The following is a 21,261-nucleotide window of genomic DNA, read 5'->3' as shown; positions in this document are numbered from 1 at the left end:
GGTGCGAGAAACTGTCCCCGTTCGCCTTTGCCGGCAGGCGTCGGAGCCGCTCAGGCCAGGCGCATCCCGGAGATCGCCCGGGCGACCACGAGCCGCTGGATCTCCGACGTGCCCTCGAAGATCGTGTAGATCTTCGCGTCGCGGTACATCCGCTCGACAGGGTGCTCCCGGCTGTAGCCGGCGCCGCCGAGGATCTGCACCGCCTTCTCCGTCGCCCACACCGCGACCTCACCTGCCTTGAGCTTCGACATCGAGCCCTCGCCGGCCTCGAAGCGGCGCTCGTTGCGGCCCATCCACGCCGCCCGCCAGATCAGCAGCCGGGCCGCGTCGATCTCCATGCGCATGTCGGCGAGAGCGAACGCGATCGCCTGGTTGGTGATGATGGGACGTCCGAACTGCTCGCGGGTACGCGCGTAGTCGAGCGCGTACTCGTAGGCGGCCCGGGCGATGCCCACCGCCTGGGCGCCGACGGTCGGGCGGCTCATCTCGAAGGTGCGCAGGGCGGTCTGCTCGGCGGAGCGGGTGCCCTCGCGGGCCCGCGCCAGTCGCTCGTCCAGCTTGTCCTTGCCGCCGAGCAGGCACCGGCCCGGGATCCGGACGTCGTCGAGGAACACGTCGGCGGTGTGCGACGCGCGCAGGCCCAGCTTCCTGATCTTGCGGGTCGCGGCGAGCCCGGGCGTGCCGGGCGGGATGACGAACGAGGCCTGGCCGCGCGCCCGCAGCTCGGGGTCCACCGACGCGACGACGATGTGCACGTTCGCGATGCCGCCGTTGGTGATCCACGCCTTCTGGCCGTTGAGGACCCACTCGTCCCGCGCCTCGTCGTAGCGGGCCCGGACCCGCATCGAGGAGACGTCCGAGCCGGCCTCGGGTTCGGAGACGCAGTAGGCGGCGACCTTCGGGTCGGCGGCGTCCCCGAAGCAGGCGGGCACCCACTCGCCGATCTGCTCCATCGTGCCCGACGAGGCCAGGCCGGCGATCGCCAGCGACGTCCCCATGATCGACATGCCGATGCCGGCGTCGCCCCAGAACAGCTCCTCCGACAGGATCGGGAGCGACAGCCCGGTCGGCTCGAACCACAGGGTGGAGAGGGTGTCGAAGGTGTACAGCCCGATCTTCGCCGCCTCCTGGATGATCGACCAGGGGGTCTCCTCCCGTTCGTCCCACTCCGCGGCGGCGGGGCGTACGACGTCCTCGGCGAAGCCGTGCACCCACGTTCGCAGCTCGGTCTGGTCGTCTGTGAGGTCGAGGCTGAAGCTCATGAGGGGTTCCTTCCGTCGGCCTGTGCCGGCCTGTTTCGGCCCCGTCCCGCGTGGCGGAAGAACCGGAACTGCGTCCGACCGGCCGGATCGGCGCGTGTCGCGCCCGATCGGTCCTACATTCTCCCTGCGCGGCCCGTCGGCCGCCGGGCCGGATCGGACCTGGCGGCCGAACAGATGCGGACGAGAGCGAGGCGCCGATCATGGCCGATCAGCCGGACATCGACAGCAACCCCGAGACCGACGACTACGACGAGTTCGGGCTGTTGCACGAGAACGCCGAGGAGCTGGGGATTCCCTACACGGGGCGCCCCGAGGTGGCCCGCGGCCAGGTCGAGGTCGAGCCCGGCCGGTGGCTGAGCCACCTCCGCTGGGGCACGGCCGAGCCCGAACTCGTGTTCCTGCACGGCGGCGGCCAGAACGCGCACACCTGGGATTCGGTGGTGCTCGCGGTGGGGCGTCCCGCGATCGCCTTCGACCTGCCCGGGCACGGCCATTCCTACCGGCGTGACGATCATGACTACGGTCCGTGGGCGAACGCGGATGCGGTTGCCGAGGCGCTGCGGGTGGCGGCGCCCGCGGCGCGGGTCGTCGTCGGCATGTCGCTCGGCGGCGCCACCACCATCCACCTCGCCGCGACCCGGCCGGACCTGTGCCGCAGCGCGATCCTCGTCGACGTCACGCCACAGTCCGCGGACCGGGTCCGCGCGATGGACACGGCGCAGCGAGGGGCGGTGGCGCTGGTCGGCGGGCCGCCGACGTACGACTCGTTCGAGCAGATGGCGCAGGCCGCTATCGCGCTGAGCCCGCGCCGCCCGGCCTCGGGGGTGCGCCGCGGGGTTCGCCACAACGCTTACCGGCTGCCCGACGGCCGCTGGGCGTGGCGGTACGACCTGGCCAGCCCCGGCGGCGCCGACCAGATGACCGCCATGACCCGGCTGTGGGACGAGGTGGCTGCGATCAGCGTGCCGCTGCTGCTCGTGCGGGGCGGCGCGTCACCGTTCGTCCACGACGACGACGTCGAGCAGTTCCGCCGCCGGCTGCCGGCGCTGCGCACCGCCGTGGTCGACGGGGCGGGCCACTCGGTGCAGAGTGACCGGCCGCTGGAACTCGTCCGACTGATCGAGGAGTTCCTCGCCGACTGAGCGGAGGCTCCCGGGTGTCTCCCGGGTGTCCACCGGGACCCGTCCGCTGCCCACTGTGGGCTGGTATGGCCGGCGCGGGGTCGGGCGCGGGGTTGACAGCAGGGAGTCGGGCCCCCCGGCCGCGGGTAGCCCAGGGTCATGGCTGGAACTGACAGCGAGGCGATCCTGCGCGAGCTGCTCGCCCGGCACGGCCGCACCTACGCCGAGGACATCGACGTGGACGTCCCCGCCGACACGGCCGAGGGCATGTTCGGTCTCCTGCTCTTCGCGCTGCTGGCGAGTGCGCCGATCCGCACGTCGATGGCGGTCGAGGCGTTCCGGGCCCTGCGCAGGCAGGGCTGGACGTCGGCGGCGGCCCTCGGCGAGGCGAGCTGGGCCGAGCGGGTCCGGGTGCTCAACCGGTCCGGCTACGCCCGCTACGACGAGAGCACGTCGCGGACACTGGCGGATGCCTGCGGCTACCTGCTCGACACCTACGACGGCGACATCCGCCGGCTGCGGGACGCGGCGGACCACACGCCGGACCGCGAACGGGAGCTGCTCCAGCAGATCAAGGGCATCGGCCCGGTCGGCGCGGACATCTTCCTCCGCGAGGCGCAGGCGGCCTGGGACGAGCTGGTGCCCTACGTCGACGAGCGGGCGCGGGCTGCCGCCGGCGACCTGGGCCTGCCGACCGACCCGCGGGACCTGGCCGAACTCGTCGAGCGCGAGGATGTCCCGCGGCTCGTCGCGGCGCTCGTGCGCACCCGGCTGGAGCACGACGCCGACGACGTGCGGCAGGCGGCGGCACGCGGAGGGTGACCGCAGGCCGGGGTGGGCGCCGGGTCCGCCCCGGGCGCCGGGGCGGCGAACGGGACACGTCGTGGCCGGGGCGTTGGCAGGCGGGATGATCCTGGTGTGGTGGGCTGTCAGCGGTGTGGTGGGCTGTCAGCGGGCAGCGCTGGTCGCTCGCAGCCGCCCCCTGACACGTATCCCACCGCCGAGTGGAAAGGACATCCGGTGCCGACGACTCGTGACTCCGAGCTTGCGTACGAGCAGGCTTACGTCGACACCCTCTACACGCGCCTCGACGAGATCCGCGAGACCACCCGCGACCAGCTCAGGCAGGTCCTGATGGAGGCCGGGACGGGGACGCCGCAGTCGATCGTGGAACGGGACGTCTTCGCCGCGACCCACGCCGACCGCCTGGCCCGCCTGGACGCAGCCGAGGGCCGGCTGTGCTTCGGCGCGATGGACCACACGGAGGGACGCCGCACCTACATCGGGCGGATCGGGCTGACCGACCGGGAGCAGGAGCCCATCCTGGTGGACTGGCGCGCGCCGGTCGCCACCGCGTTCTACCAGGCCACCCTCGCCGACCCGCGCGGACTGGTGCGCCGGCGCCACCTGCGCACCCGCGGCCGCCGGGTCACCGGCATCGCCGACGACCCGCTGGATCCGCGTGCGGCCACCGTCGCCGCGGCCGAGGCCGCCTCCGGGGCCGCGGCCGAGGGCGATTCCGGGTCCGCCGGTGCCCAGGCGCCCGCCTCGGGCGACACGATGCTGCTGGAGGCGCTGTCGGCCCCGCGCACCGGGCGGATGCACGACATCGTCTCGACCCTGCAGGCCGAGCAGGACCGGATCATCCGGGCCGCGGCGAACGCCGTCCTGGTCGTCGACGGTGGCCCGGGAACGGGAAAGACGGCGGTCGCACTGCACCGCGCCGCCTACCTGCTCTACACCCACCGCGACCGGCTGCTGCGCTCCGGCGTGCTGGTGGTCGGGCCCAGCCCGGTCTTCCTGCGCTACATCGAGCAGGTGCTGCCCTCCCTCGGCGAGACCGGCGTCGTCTTCGCGACGCCGGGACGGCTGTTCCCCGGTGTGGACGCGACCGGCGACGAGCCCGTCGCCACCGCCGTGCTCAAGGGCGACGCGCGGATGGCCGACGTGATCGCCGGCGCCGTCCGGGACCGTCAGCGGGTCCCCTCCCGTGTGCTGCGTCTCCGGCATGACGAGCACGATCTTCACCTGGACCGGGACACGGTCGTCCGGGCCCGCACCCGGGCGCGGCGCAGCCGCCGCCCGCACAACGCGGCCCGCCAGATCTTCCTGCGGGAACTGCTGAGCACCCTGACCAGCCAGGTGGTCGCGCAGCTGCCCAACGGGCTGCTTGATCCGGACGAGCGTACGGAGATCCGAGCGGACCTCTGGGCGGACCAGGGCATCCGCCGTGCCCTCAACGACCTGTGGCCCGTGCTCACGCCCGCCCGGCTGCTCGCCGACCTCTACGCCTCGCCCGACCGGCTTGCCCGGGCCGCCGGTACCCGGCTCACCGGGCAGGAGCGCGGCCTGCTGCGCCGCGGCGCGAGCGCTGCCCCCCAGGCCCGTTCCGCCGCCGGGCCCACCGCGCCGGGCGCCCCCGCCAGCCCCGCTGCCTCGCCCGCTCCGGCGTGGACCCCGGCGGACGTCCCGTTGCTCGACGAGGCGGCCGAACTGCTCGGCGACCCGGACGAGAAGGCCCGTCGCGACGAGGCCCGCCGCGCGAACGCCGAGCGGGCGGCGGAACGCGAGTACGCCCGCGGGGTGCTGGAGATGCTCGGCCTGGACGACCGGCTGGACGCCGACGCCGTCGCCGAGCGCTGGACGGCCCCCCGCCAGCGCCGCAGTGCCGCCGAGTACGCCAGCACCGACCGGAGCTGGACGTACGGGCACCTGATCGTGGACGAGGCCCAGGAGGTCTCGGCGATGCTGTGGCGGCTGCTGTGGCGGCGCTGTCCGGGGCGTACGGCGACCCTCGTCGGCGACCTGGCGCAGGCCGCCCGCCCGCAGGCACCGCGCAACTGGGGCGAGCTGCTCGGCCGGGACGTCACCCACTACGCCGTCGAGCGCCTCACCGTGAACTACCGGACCCCCAGCGAGATCATGGACGTCGCCGCGGGTGTGCTGGCCGCTGCCGACCCCACCGCCGCCGCGCCGCTCTCGGTGCGTTCCGTCGGCCGGCGCCCCCGTGCTGTCCGGACCGTCTCCGGCGCGGCTCCCGCGACCCGCGCCGGCCACGAGGCCGCGCTGGTGCGTGGCGTGGTCGCCGAGACCAGGGCCGCGGCCGACGAGGTCAGGGGCGGGAGGACCGCGGTGATCACCCCGCCCGGGCGGGTCGCGGCGGTGCGCGGGGCGCTGCAGGCGGCGGACCCGGCGCTGCTGGCACCGCGGGAGCTCGAGACCCCCGGCGCCGCCGCCCGCGCCGACCGGGGACGGTCGGCGGCCGACCGGCTGCTGGACGCTCCCGTCGCGGTCCTCACCGTCGCCGACTCGAAAGGCCTCGAGTTCGACGCCGTCATCATCGTCGAGCCGGCCGAGATCCTGGCCGGGCCGACCCGGGGCCTGGCGGACCTGTACGTGGCACTGACCCGGGCCACCCGCCTGCTCACGGTCGTGTACGCCGGTGATCTCCCCGCGGTGCTGCACGGCCTGGAACAGGAGGGTGACGTGCCCCCGCCCGCCACCGGGCCGGAAAGGCCCCACGGCGGTGATGCGCCGCCGGACACCGCCAAGGCCGAGGCCGCCGGTGCCGGGAGCACCGGTGCCGGGGACGCCATCGCCAGTGCCGGGGATGCCAGCGTGGCTGTCGACACCGACCTGCCCGCGGATGCGGATGCGGATGCCGGCGGGCGCCAGCTCCATCTGCTCTGGTGAGCGCAACCGCCCAGGCAGGTCAGCCGGGCCAGGCATCCGGAGACGTGCGGGCCTGTACCAGGTCAGCGTGGGTGCGGCCGTCGAGACAGGAACGCCGTCGAGCGTCCGGCCGAAGGGTTGCGCGGGAATTGGCCTGATGGTGGAAGTTCACAGAATCAACGGTTAGACGTTGATGGTGACTTTCGTGGGTCACTCTGGTGCTGTGCGTATCAGACCTGGGACGGGCCGTGGTGGTGCCGGGGATCCCGTAGCCGCCCGGCCGGAGTGCCGAGGCCCGCGCGCGTCCTGGCTGGTGGGGAGCTGGCGGGCGGCGCGGGCCGGAGTGGCCGCACTGCTCGTCGGGTTGGCATGTGTCTCATGCGTGTCCCGTGATGGCGCGCTGCCGCCAACGCCGAGTCGCTCGGATCCGTCCTGCCCGCCGTCACCGGGGATCGCCGGCGACGAGGTCCGGCTCGGCCTGCTGTACCCGGACTCCGGCAACGCCGCCTCGCTGTTCGGCCCGTTCCGCGCCGGGGTGGACGCTCGGCTGGGTGTCGCGAACGCTGACGGTGGCGTGCACGGACGCAGCCTCACCTACCGTTGGCAGGACGACGGCTCGCAGGCCGGCGTGAACCGGACGGCGGCCCAGCGCCTCGTCGAGGAGCAGAACGTCTTCGGGATCATGGAGTCGACCGCGGCGTCGGACGGCTCGGCGGAGTACCTGCACGGCCTCGGGGTCCCCGTCACGGGAACCTCGCTCGACGCCGCCTGGACCAGGTTCGACAACATGTTCAGCTACTCGAACATGATCGCGGACGGGGTTTCGGTCTCGACCTGGGGGGAGTTCGTGGCCGACCAGGGCGGGACCTCCGCGGTGATCGCCGTCTCGAGTCTCTCGGCCGCGTCCGGTGAGCTCGCCGAGGAGCTGAAGGCCAGCCTGGAGGGCGCCGGCGTGCGGGTCGTCGGCACCGTGGAGGCGACCGGCCCCATCGACCTGCGTGCGGTCGGGAACCAGGTGCGCGACAGCGGGGCGGACACCCTCGTCGGAACCGTCACCGGCGGGGCCTTCGGCCAGGTCGTGCTGGGCGCGAAGGCGGCCGGGGCGGAGCTGCGGGTCGTCCTGTCGCCGTCGGGCTACGACCAGAGCCTGCTGAAGGCGTTCGGCTCGCTCCTGGGAGACCTCAACGTCAACCTCTTCGTCGACTACCAGCCGTTCGAGCTGGACCTGCCCGGCCACCGCGCCTTCCTCGCGGCGATGGGCCGCTACGCGCCGCAGATGCAGCCGCCGAACCGCCAGGCATCCCTGTCCGGCTGGATCGCGGCCGACATGTTCGTGCGCGGCCTCGCCGAGGCCGGGCCCTGCCCGACCCGCCAGCGCTTCCTCGACGGCCTGCGTACCGTGCGCGACTACTCCGCGGGCGGCCTGCTGCCCGCGCCCATCGACTTCACGACGTCCTTCGGCCAGCTGGGACGGTGCTACACCTTCCTGCGGGTGGCGCCGGACGGGCAGCGCTTCGAGGTGCTTCGACCGGCGCCCCGCTGTGGGACCCTGGGGACCTGAGCCTCCGCGGGCCCCGTGATCCACATGGCTCGACGCGGGCCGAACGCGGGCCGAACGCGGGCCGGATGCGAGCCGGATGCGAGCCGGACGCGGGAAGGCCCCGACGTCCAGGACCAAGGGGTGTCCTTCGGCAGGTCTATGGATGATGGAGAAAGGACCTTCGCCCCGGGACCTACGTCCTGAGGTGGTGAGACCACAGCTGTCCGTCATTGCCGATGCGCCGTGGGTGATGGAAAGATCCGACTGTCGCCCGGGGACCCCCCGACCCCGGGCGACGCCCCACCCACCACCGACCGCGGCCGGACCGGTGCCGCACCCGTGGCGGATGATCGTCTGCCGCCGGAGGGCCGCGGATGGCCGTCTGTGCCGCGCGGGCAGCCGGATCCGTGATAGGTGTCGTACGTGGGCATTGTCTCGCCGGGGTTCCAGGGCCGGCCCCGTTCCGCCGGGGAGTCCGTTCCGCCGGGTCAGTACGCCACCGACGACTTCCCCGTGCTGTCGGCCGGGCCCACCCCGCGGGTGCCGCAGGCCGGCTGGGAGTTCACGATCACGACCGAGACCGGCGCCGAGCACCGCTGGGACTGGTCCGCCTTCCTCGCGCTGCCCAGTGAGTCGCCCACGGTCGACATCCACTGCGTGACGCAGTGGTCCAAACTGGGGACGTCCTGGGAGGGCGTCAGCCTGGACACGCTGCTCGGCGAGGTGGAGACGTCCGCCGAGTTCGCCCTGGTGCACTCCTACGGCGGGTACACCACCAATCTGCCGCTCACCGACCTGCTGGACGGCCAGGCCTGGGTGGTGCACCGCTACGACGGCGCGCCGCTGGCCCCCGAGCACGGCGGCCCGGCGCGGCTCCTCGTCCCGCACCTGTACTTCTGGAAGTCGGCCAAGTGGGTGCGGGGCATCCGGCTCCTCGAACGCGACGAGCGGGGATTCTGGGAACTCGCGGGCTACCACGACCGGGGTGATCCGTGGCTGGAACAGCGCTACCAGGGCGACTGAAGGAGCGGCTCGCGTGGCGCGTCGCCCGGCTGGTGGCGGTGCGCGACGAGACGCCCACGGCCCGCACGCTGGTGCTGGCGGTCCCCGGCTGGCCCGGGCACCTCGCCGGTCAGCGGGTCGATCTGCGCCTCACCGCCGCCGACGGCTACAGCACCCGCCGCAGTTACTCGCTGGCCGCACCGGCCGACGGCGAGCGGGTGGAGCTCACCATCCAGAAGGTGCCCGGCGGGGAGGTCTCCCCGTATCTGACCGAGGTCTTCTCGGTCGGCGACCCCCTGGAGCTGCGCGGCCCCGTCGGCGGCTGGTTCGTCTGGCGCCCGGCCGACACCGCGCCGGTGCTCCTGGTCGCCGGCGGGTCCGGCCTGGTGCCGCTGATGGCGATGGTCCGCGCGCGGCGCGCCGCCGGGAGCCGGGTGCCGTTCCGCCTGATCTGCTCCGTGCGCACCCCGGAGGACCTGTACTACGCCGCCGAGCTGCGGGACGCCGCCGGCCGCGATCCGGGGCTGGACGTCACCCGCTTCTACACCCGGGCCGTGCCCGACCACTGGATGTCGCCGCCGCGCCGGCTGCGCGCCGCGGATCTCGCCGCCGCCGGCTGGCCGCCCGACTTCCAGCCGACCTGCTACGTGTGCGGGCCCACCGGGTTCGTCGAGGAGGTCGCGGACGCGCTGGTGGAGATCGGCCACGATCCCGAGCGCATCCGCACCGAACGCTTCGGCCCGAGCGGTTCCAGCGCTCGCGGGTAGAGCACGCGCGGTGGCACCATCTGCCGAAACGACGATCGGCGTCGGGCGTCGGGCGTCGGGCGTCGGACGTCGGACATCAGGCGTCGGTCGTCGGGCGTCGGACAGGCGTTTCGGGCCGGGTCCGGTAGGCAGGTGGGGTGACACCTGATCCGCTGACGTCGCTGCCCGCCCGGCTCTACCTGCTTGCCTACAACCTGGAGAAGGACCAGCTGTATCCGAACCGGTGCCTCGGTCGGGCACTGCGTGCCGCCGCTCTCGTCGAGCTGGAGACGGACGGCTGGCTGGTCGACGACGAGGGCCGGGCCCGGGTGGCCGCCGCGCCGCCGGGTGGCCGGGTGGCCGGCTCCGGGCCGACCCCCCGCGGCGGCAGCGGCCGGGCTGATCCGCTGGTCGCGGCGGTGTACCGCCAGGTCAAGGACGCGCCGGTCGCGCGGAGCTGGGCCGACTGGATCGGGCACGAGCACCGGGCGGCGGTCGCCGAGACCCGGGACGATCTGGAGGCCGCCGGCTGGATCCGGGTTGCCCGGGGCCGGGCGCTCGGGGTGTTCCCGACGTCCGCCGTGGTCCTGCTGCCGCGGGCCGAGGTGCGGGCGGTGAACCGGGCCGCGGGCCCGGTCCTGCGCGGTGAGGTCGCACCCGGGGACGCCGATCCGGACCTCGCCCGCCTCGTCGCGCTGGCCGCGGCCGGCGACGTGATCACGTTGGTGAGCGCGGGGCAGCGCCGGGCGTTCGCCGGGCAGATCGGCGCACTCACCGTGCTCGCGGGCCACGCCGCCCGTGCCCTCGCCGGCCATGACCCCGCCGGTCCGGCGACAGGTCCGGCGACCGGGCCGGCGGCCCGATCTGGCGGTCCAGACGCCGGCGGCCCCGCCCCCAAGGTGTGAGACCGCGCGCTCGAAGGGGACGTGACGTGCGGTTTCCTGGTGGGATGGCCGTGAATCGACCGCTGGAGGCACCGGTGGTTCGGGTCCGGGGCCGGGTCCGGGGCCGGGGCGGGGCGCGGACGAGTAACGAGGGAGCGCGTCATGTCCGTCCTGCAGTGTGGGTACGGGGAAGTACCGGGTGAGCACTACCTGCCGTCGTCGCCGAAGACTGTCACGTGGGGCCGCCTGCCGACCGCGGCGACCGAGCCGGTGCTCGAGGTGGCGTCCGGGGCGACGGTCACCATCGACACGGTCTCGCACGAGGGGCTGATGGAGGACCAGGGGCGTGACCCGGCCGCCTTCTGGGCCGGCCTCGACGTCGGCCCCGACGCGGTGCTCCTCGACGCGATCGACATCGCCCGGGAGGCGCAGCACTACCGGGGCCTGGACGGCCCGCACGTCGTCACCGGCCCCATCCAGGTCGACGGGGCCCGGCCCGGCGACATCCTCAGGGTCGAGTACCTGGAGCTGCGCCCGCGGGTGCCCTACGGCCTCGTCTCCAGCCGGCACGGCCGGGGCGCGCTGCCCGGCGAGCTGCCGGTCGACCAGGACGGGTCGCTCACCGACCGCTACAGCCAGTTCTGCGCGGTCGACGTGGCGGCGGGCCGCGCCGTGATGCGGTACGGCGCTGGACGGGAGATCACCTTCCCGATCGCGCCGTTCATGGGCCTCACCGGGATCACCCCGGTGGGGGACAAGGCACTCAACACCGTCCCGCCCGGGGCGTTCGGCGGGAACCTCGACGTCCGCGACCTGGTGGCCGGGACCGCTCTCTACCTGCCGGTGCAGATCCCCGGTGCCGGCTTCTACACGGGCGACCCGCACTTCGCCCAGGGACACGGGGAAGTGTCGCTGACCGCGCTGGAGGCGTCGCTGCGGACGACGGTGCGGCTGACCGTTCTCAGCGCGGACGTGGCGGCGCCTCTCGGTGCCGGCACCGGCGGCCCGTTCGGCGAGACGCCGGAGCACTGGATCGCCGTCGGCCTGCACAACGACCTCGACGAGGCGATGCGCCTCGCCGTCCGCGAGGCGCTGCGGGTGCTGGGCCAGGTACGGGACGTCCCGCTGATGGTCGCCTACAGTTACCTGTCCGCCGCCGCTGACTTCGTGGTCAGCCAGGTGGTCGACGACGTCAAGGGTGTGCACTGCCTGATCCGCAAACGCGACTTCCCCGCCTGGTAGGCGGCCCGGGCCCTGAGCCCGGGGCCGCGCCGTCGTACCACGGCGCCGCCGGTACCGTCGCCGGTGTCGCTGGGTGCGCTGGTGCCCGCGACCGGGACTAGATCGCGAGCTGGCCGGCCAGCAGGCCCCGGTGGTGGGCCGGGTCGCCGAACATCAGCTCGGATGTCTTCGCCCGCCTGAAGTACAGGTGGGCGGAATGCTCCCAGGTGAAGCCGATACCGCCGTGGATCTGGATGTTCTCCGCCGCGGCCGAGAAGTAGGCCTCGCCGACGTACGCCTTGGCCAGGGACGCGGCCTGGGCCAGTCGCTCGGCCTTCCCCGAGTCGGCGACGCGGGCCGCGTGGTAGGCGGCGGACTTCGACCCCTCGACCGCGACCAGCATGTCGGCGCACTGGTGCCTGACGGCCTGGAACGACCCGATCGGCCGGCCGAACTGGAGACGCTCGCGGGTGTGGTGGACCGCCTGCTCGAGGACGGCGCGTGCCCCGCCGGCGCCCTCGTTCGCCAGCGCGACGCAGGCGAGCAGGACCACCTGGGCGAGCACCGGGCCCGCCGCGCCCTCGGCGCCGATCAGGCGGGCGGGGGTGTCGGTGAAGGTCAGGTCCGCCTGTTTGCGGGTCAGGTCCATCACCGGCAGCGGGGAGCGGGTGAGGCCCGGCGCGTCGCCGCTGACAGCGAACAGGGAGAGGCCACCGTCGGCCCACGCCGTCACCAGGATCAGACCGGCGACGGCACCGTCCAGCACGAAGTGCCGGGTGCCGCGCAGCCGGTAGGCACCCGCCGGGCCGGACGGGGTGGCGGTGATCAGGCGGTCCGTGGGAGCGGAGGCCGGAGCCGGAGCCGTCACCGAAGCTGGGGCGAGCCCGGCGGGCGCACCGGTGTCAGCGCGGCCGGAGGGGCCGGCGAACGCCAGCGTGCCGATGGTCGTGCCGCCGACGAGGCCGGGCAGCAGCTCCGCGCGGGCGGTCGGGTCGTCCGCCGCCAGCAGGGCGCCGGTGGCGAGCACCGCCGAGGCGAGGAACGGCGCGCACAGCAGCCGCGCGCCCATCTCCTCCAGGACGATCCCCAGCTCGACGTAGCCGAAGCCGGCGCCGCCGTACTCCTCGGGGACGTGCAGCCCCTGCAGGCCCAGCTGTTCCGCCATCTGGCGCCAGACCGCCGGGTCGTAGCCCTCGGTCGTCTCCATCAGCCGGCGCACCTCCGTCTCCGGCGAGGTGTGCTCGAGGAAGGACCGGACGGAACGGCGCAGTTCTTCCTGCTCGTCGGAGAACACGAGGCTCAAGAGGTCCCCCCGGGTGGTCGGTCGGTCCAGTGGACGAGTCGGTGTGTCGTGGTGCGTTGGCTTCGTGCTGTTGTGGGGATTAGACGCGTTGCTCGTTTGTTTGGTTGGCCTGGCCGGCCGGATCGGTCGCACAGAGTCGGCGGGCGGTCGGCCCCGGTGGAGGGCGTCCCGCCGCGGCACGTTCCTGTCGGCGCGGATGTCGCCAGCCCGGAACCTAGCCCGTCCTCCCAGGAGCGGCAATCGGTCGCTTCCGGACCGTGTTCTGACGAGGTGTCCTGGTTACCGGACTGCCTGGCAGGGCGACGAGCCGTCCCGGTGCGCGCTGGGGAACGTCACCACCAGCGGGGTCATCACGCTGCCCGGGGGAAGTGCGACGGTGTGGGGCACGATCCACGCACCGAACGTCACCCTGGTCGACCTGGGCGCGGCCACCATCGAGGGCAACGTCGTCGTGCGGACCCTGCAGGAGGGCCGTGCCGCCGGTGCGAACGGCGGCGAGATCCACGACGCGCCGTTCGGGAACCTGGTCACCTGTGGCGGAGGTGCGAGAAGTCCTCGATCGGACATTGCCGTGCGCGATGAGCTGGCGGGTGCGCCGGCGGGTGGTGCGCCCGGTGACGACACGGGCGCCTGGTGTGTCCACGACCCGCACCGCGACCTGTGTGAGGACCGCGGCGGACGTCGCGGCCGGTCAGGTGGTGAACGTCGCGACCGCGGCCGGGCAGGACCCGTCAGGGTCGACCCGGCCCTCGACCCGGCCCTCGACCCGGCCCTCGACCCGGCCCTCGACCCGGCCCTCGACCCGGCCCTCGACCGGGCGCGCGAAGACGCGCCCGGTCGAGCGGGCGGGGCGCCGGTGGCCGGTCACTCCGCGGTGATGGTCCGGATCTGCCGGGCCGCGGCCGGAAGCTGGTCGTCTGACGCACTCGGCCAGTTCCGCGGCGACGGCCCGAGGGTCCGGAGCTGCTCCACCTGGAGCCGGGCCCACGGCGAGATGGTGAGCGCACCGCTCATCACGTCGTCGACGAACGTCGACCACGGCAGCCAGAATGCCTCGGCCACTTCTTCCGGATTGATCTGGAAAGGGCCGGAGGTGCGGGTGAAGAAGACCGGGCAGATCTCGTTCTCGACCGTTCCGTCGTCCATGACGCACCGGTAGCGGAACGTTGGAAGAGCCAGCTCGATGGGACCGGCCTGCAGCCCGAGTTCTTCCTGCAGGCGCCGGGTGATGGCCTCCCGGAAATCCTCACCAGGGGCCGGGTGGCCGCAGCAGGTGTTGGTCAGAACCCCCGGCCACGTCCGCTTCTCCAGGGCCCGCCGCGTGACGAGGAGGCGATCGAGGTTGTCGAAAACGTAGGACGAGAAGGCCAGGTGCAGGGGAGTCTGCGGGCCGTGCACCGTGGCCTTCGGGGTGGTGCCCACGACGTCGCCGGACGGACTGAGCAGGATGACGAGTTCCGGCGTCTTTACTGCCGCCCCGCCCGACCTGTGTGAGTCATGTGGACGAGAAATCATATCCTGAGGCCCAGGATGATTCGCGGTAGTCATGCAGGCATTTTATCCAGGGCGCGCACCGAGGTCGCGTGACTTTCCGCACCGATGTTGTCCGAGGGGCGGCCGGAAATATGGTTCCGGTGGTGGGCCGGCCGCCGAGCGCAGGCGTATTCGCACCTGCCCGCCCGCATCCTGCGCAGGTAGAGGCCATGTGTGGTCGCCGGGTGCGCCCCCGGGCGCCACCGGGACCGAAGAACACACGTCTCTCCGGGATGGTTCTTTGTGCCGCCGTGTCGTGATGGCGACACATCCCCGGCGGCTTCTCGGCGCCGTGCCGTCTTCTCCGGACAATCATCCCCGGTCGCCGGGCCACCACAGCCCCGGCCGCGGGGCCGACCGGCCGTACGGCCGGGGTTCGGTCCAGGTCACGGTGATGGCCACGGTCACGGTCGGGGCGCCGGCCGATGGCACCTCGGAGGGTTCGGGGTGCGTGCCGCGCCTACCCGGGCGTGGAGTCGCCACCACGGGGAGGGTCCTGCCCGCCCGGCCCGCTCCAGGAGCGGCTGAATGCCATCCGCGCGCCGTATTAGCGCAATGTTTCGGTGATCGTAGCCGGCCGGACCCAACGTTCATCGATTCGTGGGTGGTGTCCTGGCGGTCGGGATCACTATCGTTCCCCGCGGCGTTCGGCGCTTTTGCCGACAAAGCTCCCGAGTTTCTGGAGGATCGATGGTGGACCGGCGGTCATTCCTACGTTCCGCGTTCGTCGGAGCGGGTGTGATGGCTTTCTCGGCAACCGCGCTGGAGGTGGCCATGGCGGCTCCTGCGCAGCCGGGAACGAGCCCCTACGGGGCACTGCTCGCGGCCGATGCCAACGGTGTTCGGCTGCCATCCGGATTTACCAGCAGAATCGTCGCCAGGTCCGGTCAGACCGTCTCCGGCACGAGCTACGTCTGGCACAGCGCGCCGGACGGCGGCGCCTGCTACCCGAACGGCACCGGGTGGATGTACGTGTCGAACTCCGAGGTGGGCAGTGGGTCCGGCGGTGCGTCCGTCCTGCGCTTCAACTCGGCCGGGACGGTGACCTCCGCCCAGCGGCTGCTCTCCGGCACGAGCAGCAACTGCGCCGGCGGGGCGACGCCGTGGGGCAGCTGGCTGTCCTGCGAGGAGACGTCCACCGGCCGGGTGTGGGAGACCTACCCGGCGACCGGTGCGGCCGCCGTGGCCCGTCCCGCGATGGGCCGCTTCGCCCACGAGGCCGCGGCCTGCGACCCGGTCCGGCAGGTGATCTACCTGACGGAGGACCAGACCAACGGCTGCTTCTACCGCTTCAGGCCCACGACCTGGGGAAACCTGTCCAGCGGCACCCTGGAGGTCCTGTGTGCCTCCGCGTCCGCCACCTCGGGCACGGCGACGTGGCAGACCGTGCCGGATCCGGACGGCTCGCCGACCGCGACCCGTAGCCAGGTCTCCGCCGCCAAGCGCTTCAACGGCGGCGAGGGCGTCCACTACGCCGACAACACCGTCTGGTGGACCACCAAGGGCGACAACCGGGTGTGGAAGCTGAACTGCGCCACCAACGCGTTCGAGCTCGCCTACGACGACTCCCTGGTCACCAGTGGCACGGCACCGCTGACCGGGGTCGACAACATCACCGGCTCCAGCTACGGCGACCTCTACGTGGCCGAGGACGGCGGCAACCTGGAGATCTGCATCATCACGCCGACCGCGGTGGTGGCGCCGGTCCTGCGTCTGTCTGGACACGGATCATCGGAGATCACCGGCCCGGCCTTCTCCCCGGACGGCTCCCGCCTCTACTTCTCCTCCCAGCGCGGCACCACCGGCTCGTCCTCCGGCGGCATCACCTTCGAGGTGACCGGGCCGTTCCGCACCTGAGCCCGACCGGCCCCGGGACGGCCGCCAGCCCGTCCCGGGGCCGCGGCACGTCACTGCGGTGACGGCCGGCCGGCGACCACCGGTTCGACGGCCTCGCCCAGGTAGGCCTCCCGGACCGTCGCGTCGGCCTGCACCTCCTCGGGTGTGCCCGCCGCCAGGACCTGCCCCTGGTGCAGGACGACGATCCGGTCGCAGGCCGACATCACCAGCGCCATGTCGTGGTCGACGACCAGCACGGTGAGGCCGCAGCCGTGGGCGAGCTCGCGCAGGTTCGCGGCCAGCTCGCGGATCTCGGTGATGGACAGTCCGGCGCCCGGCTCGTCGAGCAGCACCACCGCGGGGTTGCTGGCCAGGGCGCGGACGATGCCGACGAGCCGGCGCTTCGCCATCGGGAGCTCGGTGGGGAGCCGGGGAAGGTCATCGGCCAGCCCGAACCGCTCCAGCGCGGCCCGTGCCGGTGCGGGGAGCCGGCCGTCGGTGCCACCCGCGTTCTCGGCGGCGACGCGCAGGTTCTGCGCGACGGTGAGATCCTCGAACAGCTCACCGGCCTGGAAGACGCGACCCAGCCCGGACCGGGCACGGGTGTCGGCGCCCTCGCCGCCCAGTGACCTGTCGCCGAGGAGGACCTGGCCGCCCTGGGCGGCGGCGAAGCCGCCGATCGCGTCGAGCAGGGTCGTCTTGCCGGCGCCGTTCGGGCCGACGAGCCCGGTCACCGAACCGGGCAGGGCCCGCAGGGTGACGTCCTGGACGGCGGCGACCCCGCCGAAGCGCACCGACACCCCCACCGTGGCCAGCTCCGCACCGGCCCGGGCCGGCTGTTCCCCGTCGGGGACCGGAGCGGGGTCGTGCTGGAAACGCCGGTGCCAGGCCACCCCGTTCTCGTGCACGAGAACGGTCACGACCAGCGCCGCGCCGAAGATGGTCGCGTAGTTCTCCGTGACGAAGCCGATGTGCAGGTTGGCGATCACCAGGTACACCAGGCCGCCGAAGGCCAGCACTCCGCCGAGCAGGCCCCCCGTGACCGAGGTGACCCCCGCGATCACCGCCAGGCTGACGAGATTGATCGATTCCAGGAACGAGAACTGGGTGAAGGTGACCGAGGAGCTGCGGAACCCCAGCAGCACGCCCGCCGCACCGGCCATCGCCGAGGAGATGACGAAGGCGGAGAGCTTCGCGCGGGCGACGCTGATACCGACGGACGCCGCGGCCCGCTCGTTCGTCCGCACGACCAGCAGCCGCCGCCCGAGCGCGGACCGCCGGACGGCAGCCACCGCGCAGGCCGCGACGACCAGCCAGAACAGGGCGACGAAACCGTACCGGCCGGGATGGCGCGCCGCGTCCACCTCCAGGCCGAAGACCGTCGGCGGGTGCGGCTGCGAACCGGTGATGCCCCCGGTGTAGTGGGTGCTGTCGAAGAGCACCCCGGAGACCGCGACGGCCATGCCCATCGTGAGGATGGCGAGGTTGATGCCGCGGACCCGCAGCGCGGGCAGCCCGACGAGCAGACCGGCCAGCGCGCCGACCACGGCACCGGCGACCGGAGCGAGCACGAAGGGCAGGTGGATGTCCAGGTCGAGGCGGACGGCCGCGTAGGCGCCGAGGCCGGCCACGGTCATCTGCGCGAGGCTGATCTGGTTGGCGTAGCCGATCAGGACGACGAGGGACAGCACGAGGATGCCGAAGATGATCGAGAGCGTCGCCGCGTCCCGCCACTGGGCGTCACCGAGGAGCAGCACGGCGGCCGCGGCGGCGAGCGCGACAGCCGCGGGAAGCGGGCGGAACAGGCCCGCGGCGACCGGCGCGGCGGGGACGGCGGGCAGCCGGTTGCTCGCACCGTCCCTGCGCAGCACGAGGATCGCCATGACGGCGACGAAGGGCACCGTCTGCGGCCAGCCGATCTGGAAACGCTCCGGGACGTGTTCCGCGACCAGATGGGTGACCACGCTCTCGCCGACGCCGAGGGCGATGCCGCCGGCCAGGGCCAACAGGTAGCTGTCGAACCGGCCGAGCAGGGCGGCCGCCAGGGCGAAGGCCATCACGGTGAGCATCGCGGTGTCGAACTGCCCCACGATCGGCGCGACGAGGATGCCACCGGCGGCTGCCAGCGCCGAGCCGAGCGCCCAGTTGAAGGCACCCAGCAGGTGTGGTGACGCGCCGAGCGCCGCGGCGGCGGACTCGTGCTCCGCCATCGCCCGCGTCATCAGCGGCAGCCGGGCGGTCGCCGACCAGAACGACAGTGCCAGGACGACCACGACCGCGATCGCGAAGATGATGATCCGCTCGGAGGGGATCGTCTGGTCGAAGACGTCCACCCCGCCGGACGGGAAGGAGCTGTCGGGCACCCGCGCCGCGTTCCCGAAGGCGGTGTGTGCCAGACCGATCAGCAGGCCGAGCAGACCGAGCGTCGCGACCATCCGCGAGAGCTGGGTGCGGTGCCTGACGAACCGGATGACGAGCAGATAGACGAGGCAGCCGAACAGGGCCGCCCCGAGCAGGGTGATCAATGCGGCGGGGATGTCCGGTATCCCATGATCGTCGCGTAACCAGTAGTACACCAACGCGCCCCACAGGGCAATCCCGCCGTGCGCGAAGTTGATTGTCCGGGAACCTCGGTGTATTGCCACGATCCCGACGGCACTAACCGCGTACACGCCGCCGACACCAAGACCTAAAAGCGCGAACTGCAGGATGGTCCGCGGATCCATGACACCCCCAGTGCATAGGGGCGAGAAGTGACCGAATAGTCCCTTTTTGCTCGCCTCGACTGTCGCTGCGAAGGCCGTTGCGGACCCCCGACCAGCAGCGTAAGCTCGTGAGCACTCACTCGCAATGCCCATCTGAGGGCCGCGGGCGGCGGCCGCCCCCGGTCCCCAGGGCGGCTTTTCGCGGGCTTTGGATGCCTGCCCGGATGTTTACTCTCAGAGCGCGGAGGATCGTGTATGGGTGACGAAGGCCCACATGGCACGGCGACGGTTCCGGGCGGGCGCCCCGAGCATTCGGTGCACTCCGGATCCATCCCCGCGATCGAGGCGCGGGGGTTGGCGGCCGGCTATGGGCGGGTGCCGGTGCTGCGCGACATCAATCTCGCGGTGCGCCCGGGCGAGGTGGTCGCGCTGCTCGGTCCGAACGGCGCGGGCAAGACCACGCTGCTGCGCACCCTGGCCGGTTACCGCCGGCCCACCAGCGGTGAGGTCCGCCTCTTCGGGGAGCCGTGCAACCGGGTTCCCGTCCACCGGCGGGCCCGGCAGGGGGTGTCCTTCATGGGGGAGGAGCGGCACATCTTTCCCGGGCTGACGGTCCGGCAGTCACTGCGCCTCGTTCGTGGCGGCCCGGAGTCGATCGAGCTGTTCCCGGCACTCGCGCGGCGCTCGCGGCACCGCGCCGCCCTGCTCTCCGGCGGCGAGCAGCAGATGCTCGCCCTCGCGCTGGCCCTCGCGCGTGCCCCGCGCCTCCTGCTGATCGACGAGCTCTCCCTCGGCCTGGCGCCGCTGGTACGTGAGCGCCTACTCGATACGGTGCGGGCGACCGCCGACCGCGGGGTCGCGGTGCTCGTCATCGAACAGAACGCACGGGCGGTGCTGAGCCGGGCCGACCGCGCCTATGTCATGCGGCGCGGCGAAATCGTCGACGAAGGAACCGCGAGCCGCTGGCTCACCGATCTCGACGGTCTCGCCGCCCGCTATCTCTCCTGAACGACCGGCGCCGGCACCCTTCTCGCCGGCACCGTTCCCGCCGGGACGTTTCCGTGGGCGGCGGCGGTGCTGCCGGCGGTGATTTCCGTGCGCACTTTACCTGTCAACGTTCGTGTCCTGTTGTAACTCGTCCACAAGGAGGGGGCTGGAAATGCTGGGGAGAATCGCCAGGCCACTGGCGACCGCGGTGGCGACGGTGGTGTCGCTCACCGCGGTGCTCGCCGCGTGCGGTGGTGGCGACGACGACGAGAGCGCCGACTTAAGCGGCGGCCTGACCGGGAACCCGATCAGGATCGCCGCGATCGGGGGGCTGAGCGGCGGGGTGAGCAGCAACCCCGAGTACGCCTCCGGGGCCCGGGCGGCCGTCCGCGCCATCAACGCCAACGGGGGGATCGACGGGCGTCCGCTGGACCTCAGGCTCTGCGACAACCACCAGAACGGCACGGACTCGGCGAACTGCTTCCGCGAGATCCTCGCCGACCGGGAGATCGTCGCGATCGCCGGCGCGTCGGACAACTACCACGACGCCAGCCGGAGCCAGATCGAGGCCGCGCAGATGCCGATCATCGGGCAGTACCCGGTGTCCGGCTTCGACCTCACCAACCCGCTCGCCTTCAACGTCAACGGTGCGGTGGTCGTCGGCTTCCACGGCCTGGCGCAGGACGTCGTGGCCAGCGGCGCCAAGCGCGTGGGCCTCGTGACCCTGGACATCCCCACCGCCGACGTGATCCGCAAGACCGTCGGTGACGTCTTCCGCGAGGCCGGGATCGAGGTCGTCAACAACGTCCAGCTCGCGCCGTCCACCGCGGATCTCAGCGCCCCGGCCCAGCAGGCGACCCGCGACAAGCCGGACGCCGTCGTGTGGCTGACCTTCGCCGCCCAGACCAGTGTGGCCGTCAAGGCGCTGCGGGCGACCGGCTATGACGGCACCGTCGCCTTCGCCGGCTCCGGTTTCGAGAAGGATCAGCTCGAAGGCATGGGGGCCGGGGGCCCGCTCACGGTCGGCCTGGTCCTCCCGCCGGCGTGGGACACCTCCAGCGCGTTCGGCAAGCAGTTCAACGAGGACATGGCTGCCTACGAACCCGACGGAAAGGTGGACGAGCTCAGCCTGAACAGCTGGCTCGGTGTCCAGATCTTCGCGCAGGTGGCGTCGTCGATCCCGACCGTCGACCGGGCGTCGGTCCTGGCGGGGATCCGGAAGCTGAGCGAGGTGGACACCGGTGGGCTGACCCCGCCGATCGACTTCACGGTGAAGAGCAGGCTGCCGTATCCCGCCATCTACAACCCCGCCTACACCACCGTGCATGTGCGCGACGGTGAGGTCGAGTGGGACGGCACACTGCGCGAGTTCGGGACCGGCAAGGAACTCGCGACAGCGTCGTAGCGGCACGGTGCGGCATGCAGCAGCACTCTGCGGCCCCGCCGCCG

16 protein-coding genes and 1 pseudogene are annotated in these 21,261 nt (G+C 72.8%); 12 read left to right on the top strand and 5 right to left on the bottom strand.

The window, feature by feature from the left end:
- Positions 1-50 precede the first annotated feature (50 nt).
- On the bottom strand, positions 51-1,262 hold the full coding sequence (locus AB1460_RS17750) for an acyl-CoA dehydrogenase family protein (protein ID WP_368962613.1): 1,212 nt from the start codon (positions 1,260-1,262) through the stop codon (positions 51-53).
- A 200-nt stretch (positions 1,263-1,462) separates the two neighbouring features.
- Between AB1460_RS17750 and AB1460_RS17745 the strand changes: the two genes are divergently transcribed.
- From AB1460_RS17745 to AB1460_RS17710, 8 genes are all read left to right on the top strand, one after another.
- On the top strand, positions 1,463-2,404 hold the full coding sequence (locus AB1460_RS17745; RefSeq protein WP_368962612.1) for an alpha/beta fold hydrolase: 942 nt from the start codon (positions 1,463-1,465) through the stop codon (positions 2,402-2,404).
- A gap of 138 nt (positions 2,405-2,542) precedes the next feature.
- Positions 2,543-3,205, top strand: coding sequence for a hypothetical protein (locus AB1460_RS17740; protein WP_368962611.1), 663 nt, complete (start codon positions 2,543-2,545; stop codon positions 3,203-3,205).
- Between the two features lie 198 nt (positions 3,206-3,403).
- A complete protein-coding gene (locus tag AB1460_RS17735; protein ID WP_368962610.1) occupies positions 3,404-6,076 on the top strand; it encodes a HelD family protein in 2,673 nt (890 codons plus the stop codon).
- A gap of 361 nt (positions 6,077-6,437) precedes the next feature.
- Positions 6,438-7,616: an ABC transporter substrate-binding protein gene (locus AB1460_RS17730; protein WP_368962609.1), complete on the top strand. Its 1,179-nt coding sequence runs from the start codon at positions 6,438-6,440 to the stop codon at positions 7,614-7,616.
- A gap of 402 nt (positions 7,617-8,018) precedes the next feature.
- On the top strand, positions 8,019-8,618 hold the full coding sequence (locus AB1460_RS17725; protein WP_368962607.1) for a sulfite oxidase-like oxidoreductase: 600 nt from the start codon (positions 8,019-8,021) through the stop codon (positions 8,616-8,618).
- Positions 8,588-9,364, top strand: coding sequence for a ferredoxin reductase (locus AB1460_RS17720; RefSeq protein ID WP_368962606.1), 777 nt, complete (start codon positions 8,588-8,590; stop codon positions 9,362-9,364). The genes AB1460_RS17725 and AB1460_RS17720 overlap by 31 nt, the downstream gene beginning before the upstream one ends.
- A 137-nt stretch (positions 9,365-9,501) precedes the next feature.
- Positions 9,502-10,248, top strand: a complete 747-nt coding sequence (locus AB1460_RS17715; protein WP_368962605.1) for a GOLPH3/VPS74 family protein — start codon at positions 9,502-9,504, stop codon at positions 10,246-10,248.
- Between the two features lie 141 nt (positions 10,249-10,389).
- Entirely contained in the window at positions 10,390-11,469 is a 1,080-nt protein-coding gene (locus AB1460_RS17710) for an acetamidase/formamidase family protein (RefSeq protein ID WP_368962604.1), read from the top strand.
- A 97-nt stretch (positions 11,470-11,566) separates the two neighbouring features.
- On the opposite strand, the gene AB1460_RS17705 is transcribed toward AB1460_RS17710, so the two are convergent.
- A complete protein-coding gene (locus AB1460_RS17705; RefSeq protein WP_368962602.1) occupies positions 11,567-12,751 on the bottom strand; it encodes an acyl-CoA dehydrogenase family protein in 1,185 nt (394 codons plus the stop codon).
- Positions 12,752-13,329: 578 nt separating this feature from the next.
- Here AB1460_RS17705 and AB1460_RS38365 point away from each other — a divergent pair.
- Positions 13,330-13,437, top strand: a pseudogene (locus AB1460_RS38365) (hypothetical protein); the annotation flags it as partial.
- Positions 13,438-13,442: 5 nt separating this feature from the next.
- On the opposite strand, the gene AB1460_RS17700 reads toward AB1460_RS38365, so the two are convergent.
- Both AB1460_RS17700 and idi read right to left on the bottom strand, forming a co-directional pair.
- Complete coding sequence (locus AB1460_RS17700) at positions 13,443-13,619, bottom strand: hypothetical protein (RefSeq protein WP_368962600.1); 177 nt, start codon at positions 13,617-13,619, stop codon at positions 13,443-13,445.
- Positions 13,616-14,266 carry an isopentenyl-diphosphate Delta-isomerase gene (gene idi / locus AB1460_RS17695; RefSeq protein ID WP_368962599.1) on the bottom strand — a complete coding sequence of 217 codons (651 nt, stop codon included), beginning with the start codon at positions 14,264-14,266 and terminating at the stop codon, positions 13,616-13,618. The genes AB1460_RS17700 and idi overlap by 4 nt, the downstream gene beginning before the upstream one ends.
- 711 nt (positions 14,267-14,977) lie before the next feature.
- Here idi and AB1460_RS17690 point away from each other — a divergent pair.
- Positions 14,978-16,141, top strand: a complete 1,164-nt coding sequence (locus AB1460_RS17690) for an alkaline phosphatase PhoX (RefSeq protein WP_368962598.1) — start codon at positions 14,978-14,980, stop codon at positions 16,139-16,141.
- 50 nt (positions 16,142-16,191) lie between these two features.
- Here AB1460_RS17690 and AB1460_RS17685 read toward each other — a convergent pair whose 3' ends face one another.
- A complete protein-coding gene (locus AB1460_RS17685) occupies positions 16,192-18,846 on the bottom strand; it encodes an ABC transporter permease subunit (protein ID WP_368962597.1) in 2,655 nt (884 codons plus the stop codon).
- 234 nt (positions 18,847-19,080) lie between these two features.
- On the opposite strand from AB1460_RS17685, the gene AB1460_RS17680 reads away from it, so the two are divergent.
- Both AB1460_RS17680 and AB1460_RS17675 read left to right on the top strand, forming a co-directional pair.
- Complete coding sequence (locus tag AB1460_RS17680; protein ID WP_368962595.1) at positions 19,081-19,833, top strand: ABC transporter ATP-binding protein; 753 nt, start codon at positions 19,081-19,083, stop codon at positions 19,831-19,833.
- A 151-nt stretch (positions 19,834-19,984) separates the two neighbouring features.
- Positions 19,985-21,217: an ABC transporter substrate-binding protein gene (locus tag AB1460_RS17675; protein WP_368962593.1), complete on the top strand. Its 1,233-nt coding sequence runs from the start codon at positions 19,985-19,987 to the stop codon at positions 21,215-21,217.
- Positions 21,218-21,261: the final 44 nt, after the last annotated feature.

This window comes from Parafrankia sp. FMc2 (genome assembly GCF_041008525.1).
Classification (GTDB): domain Bacteria; phylum Actinomycetota; class Actinomycetes; order Frankiales; family Frankiaceae; genus Parafrankia.
This window is presented reverse-complemented; position numbering and strand designations above follow the sequence as displayed.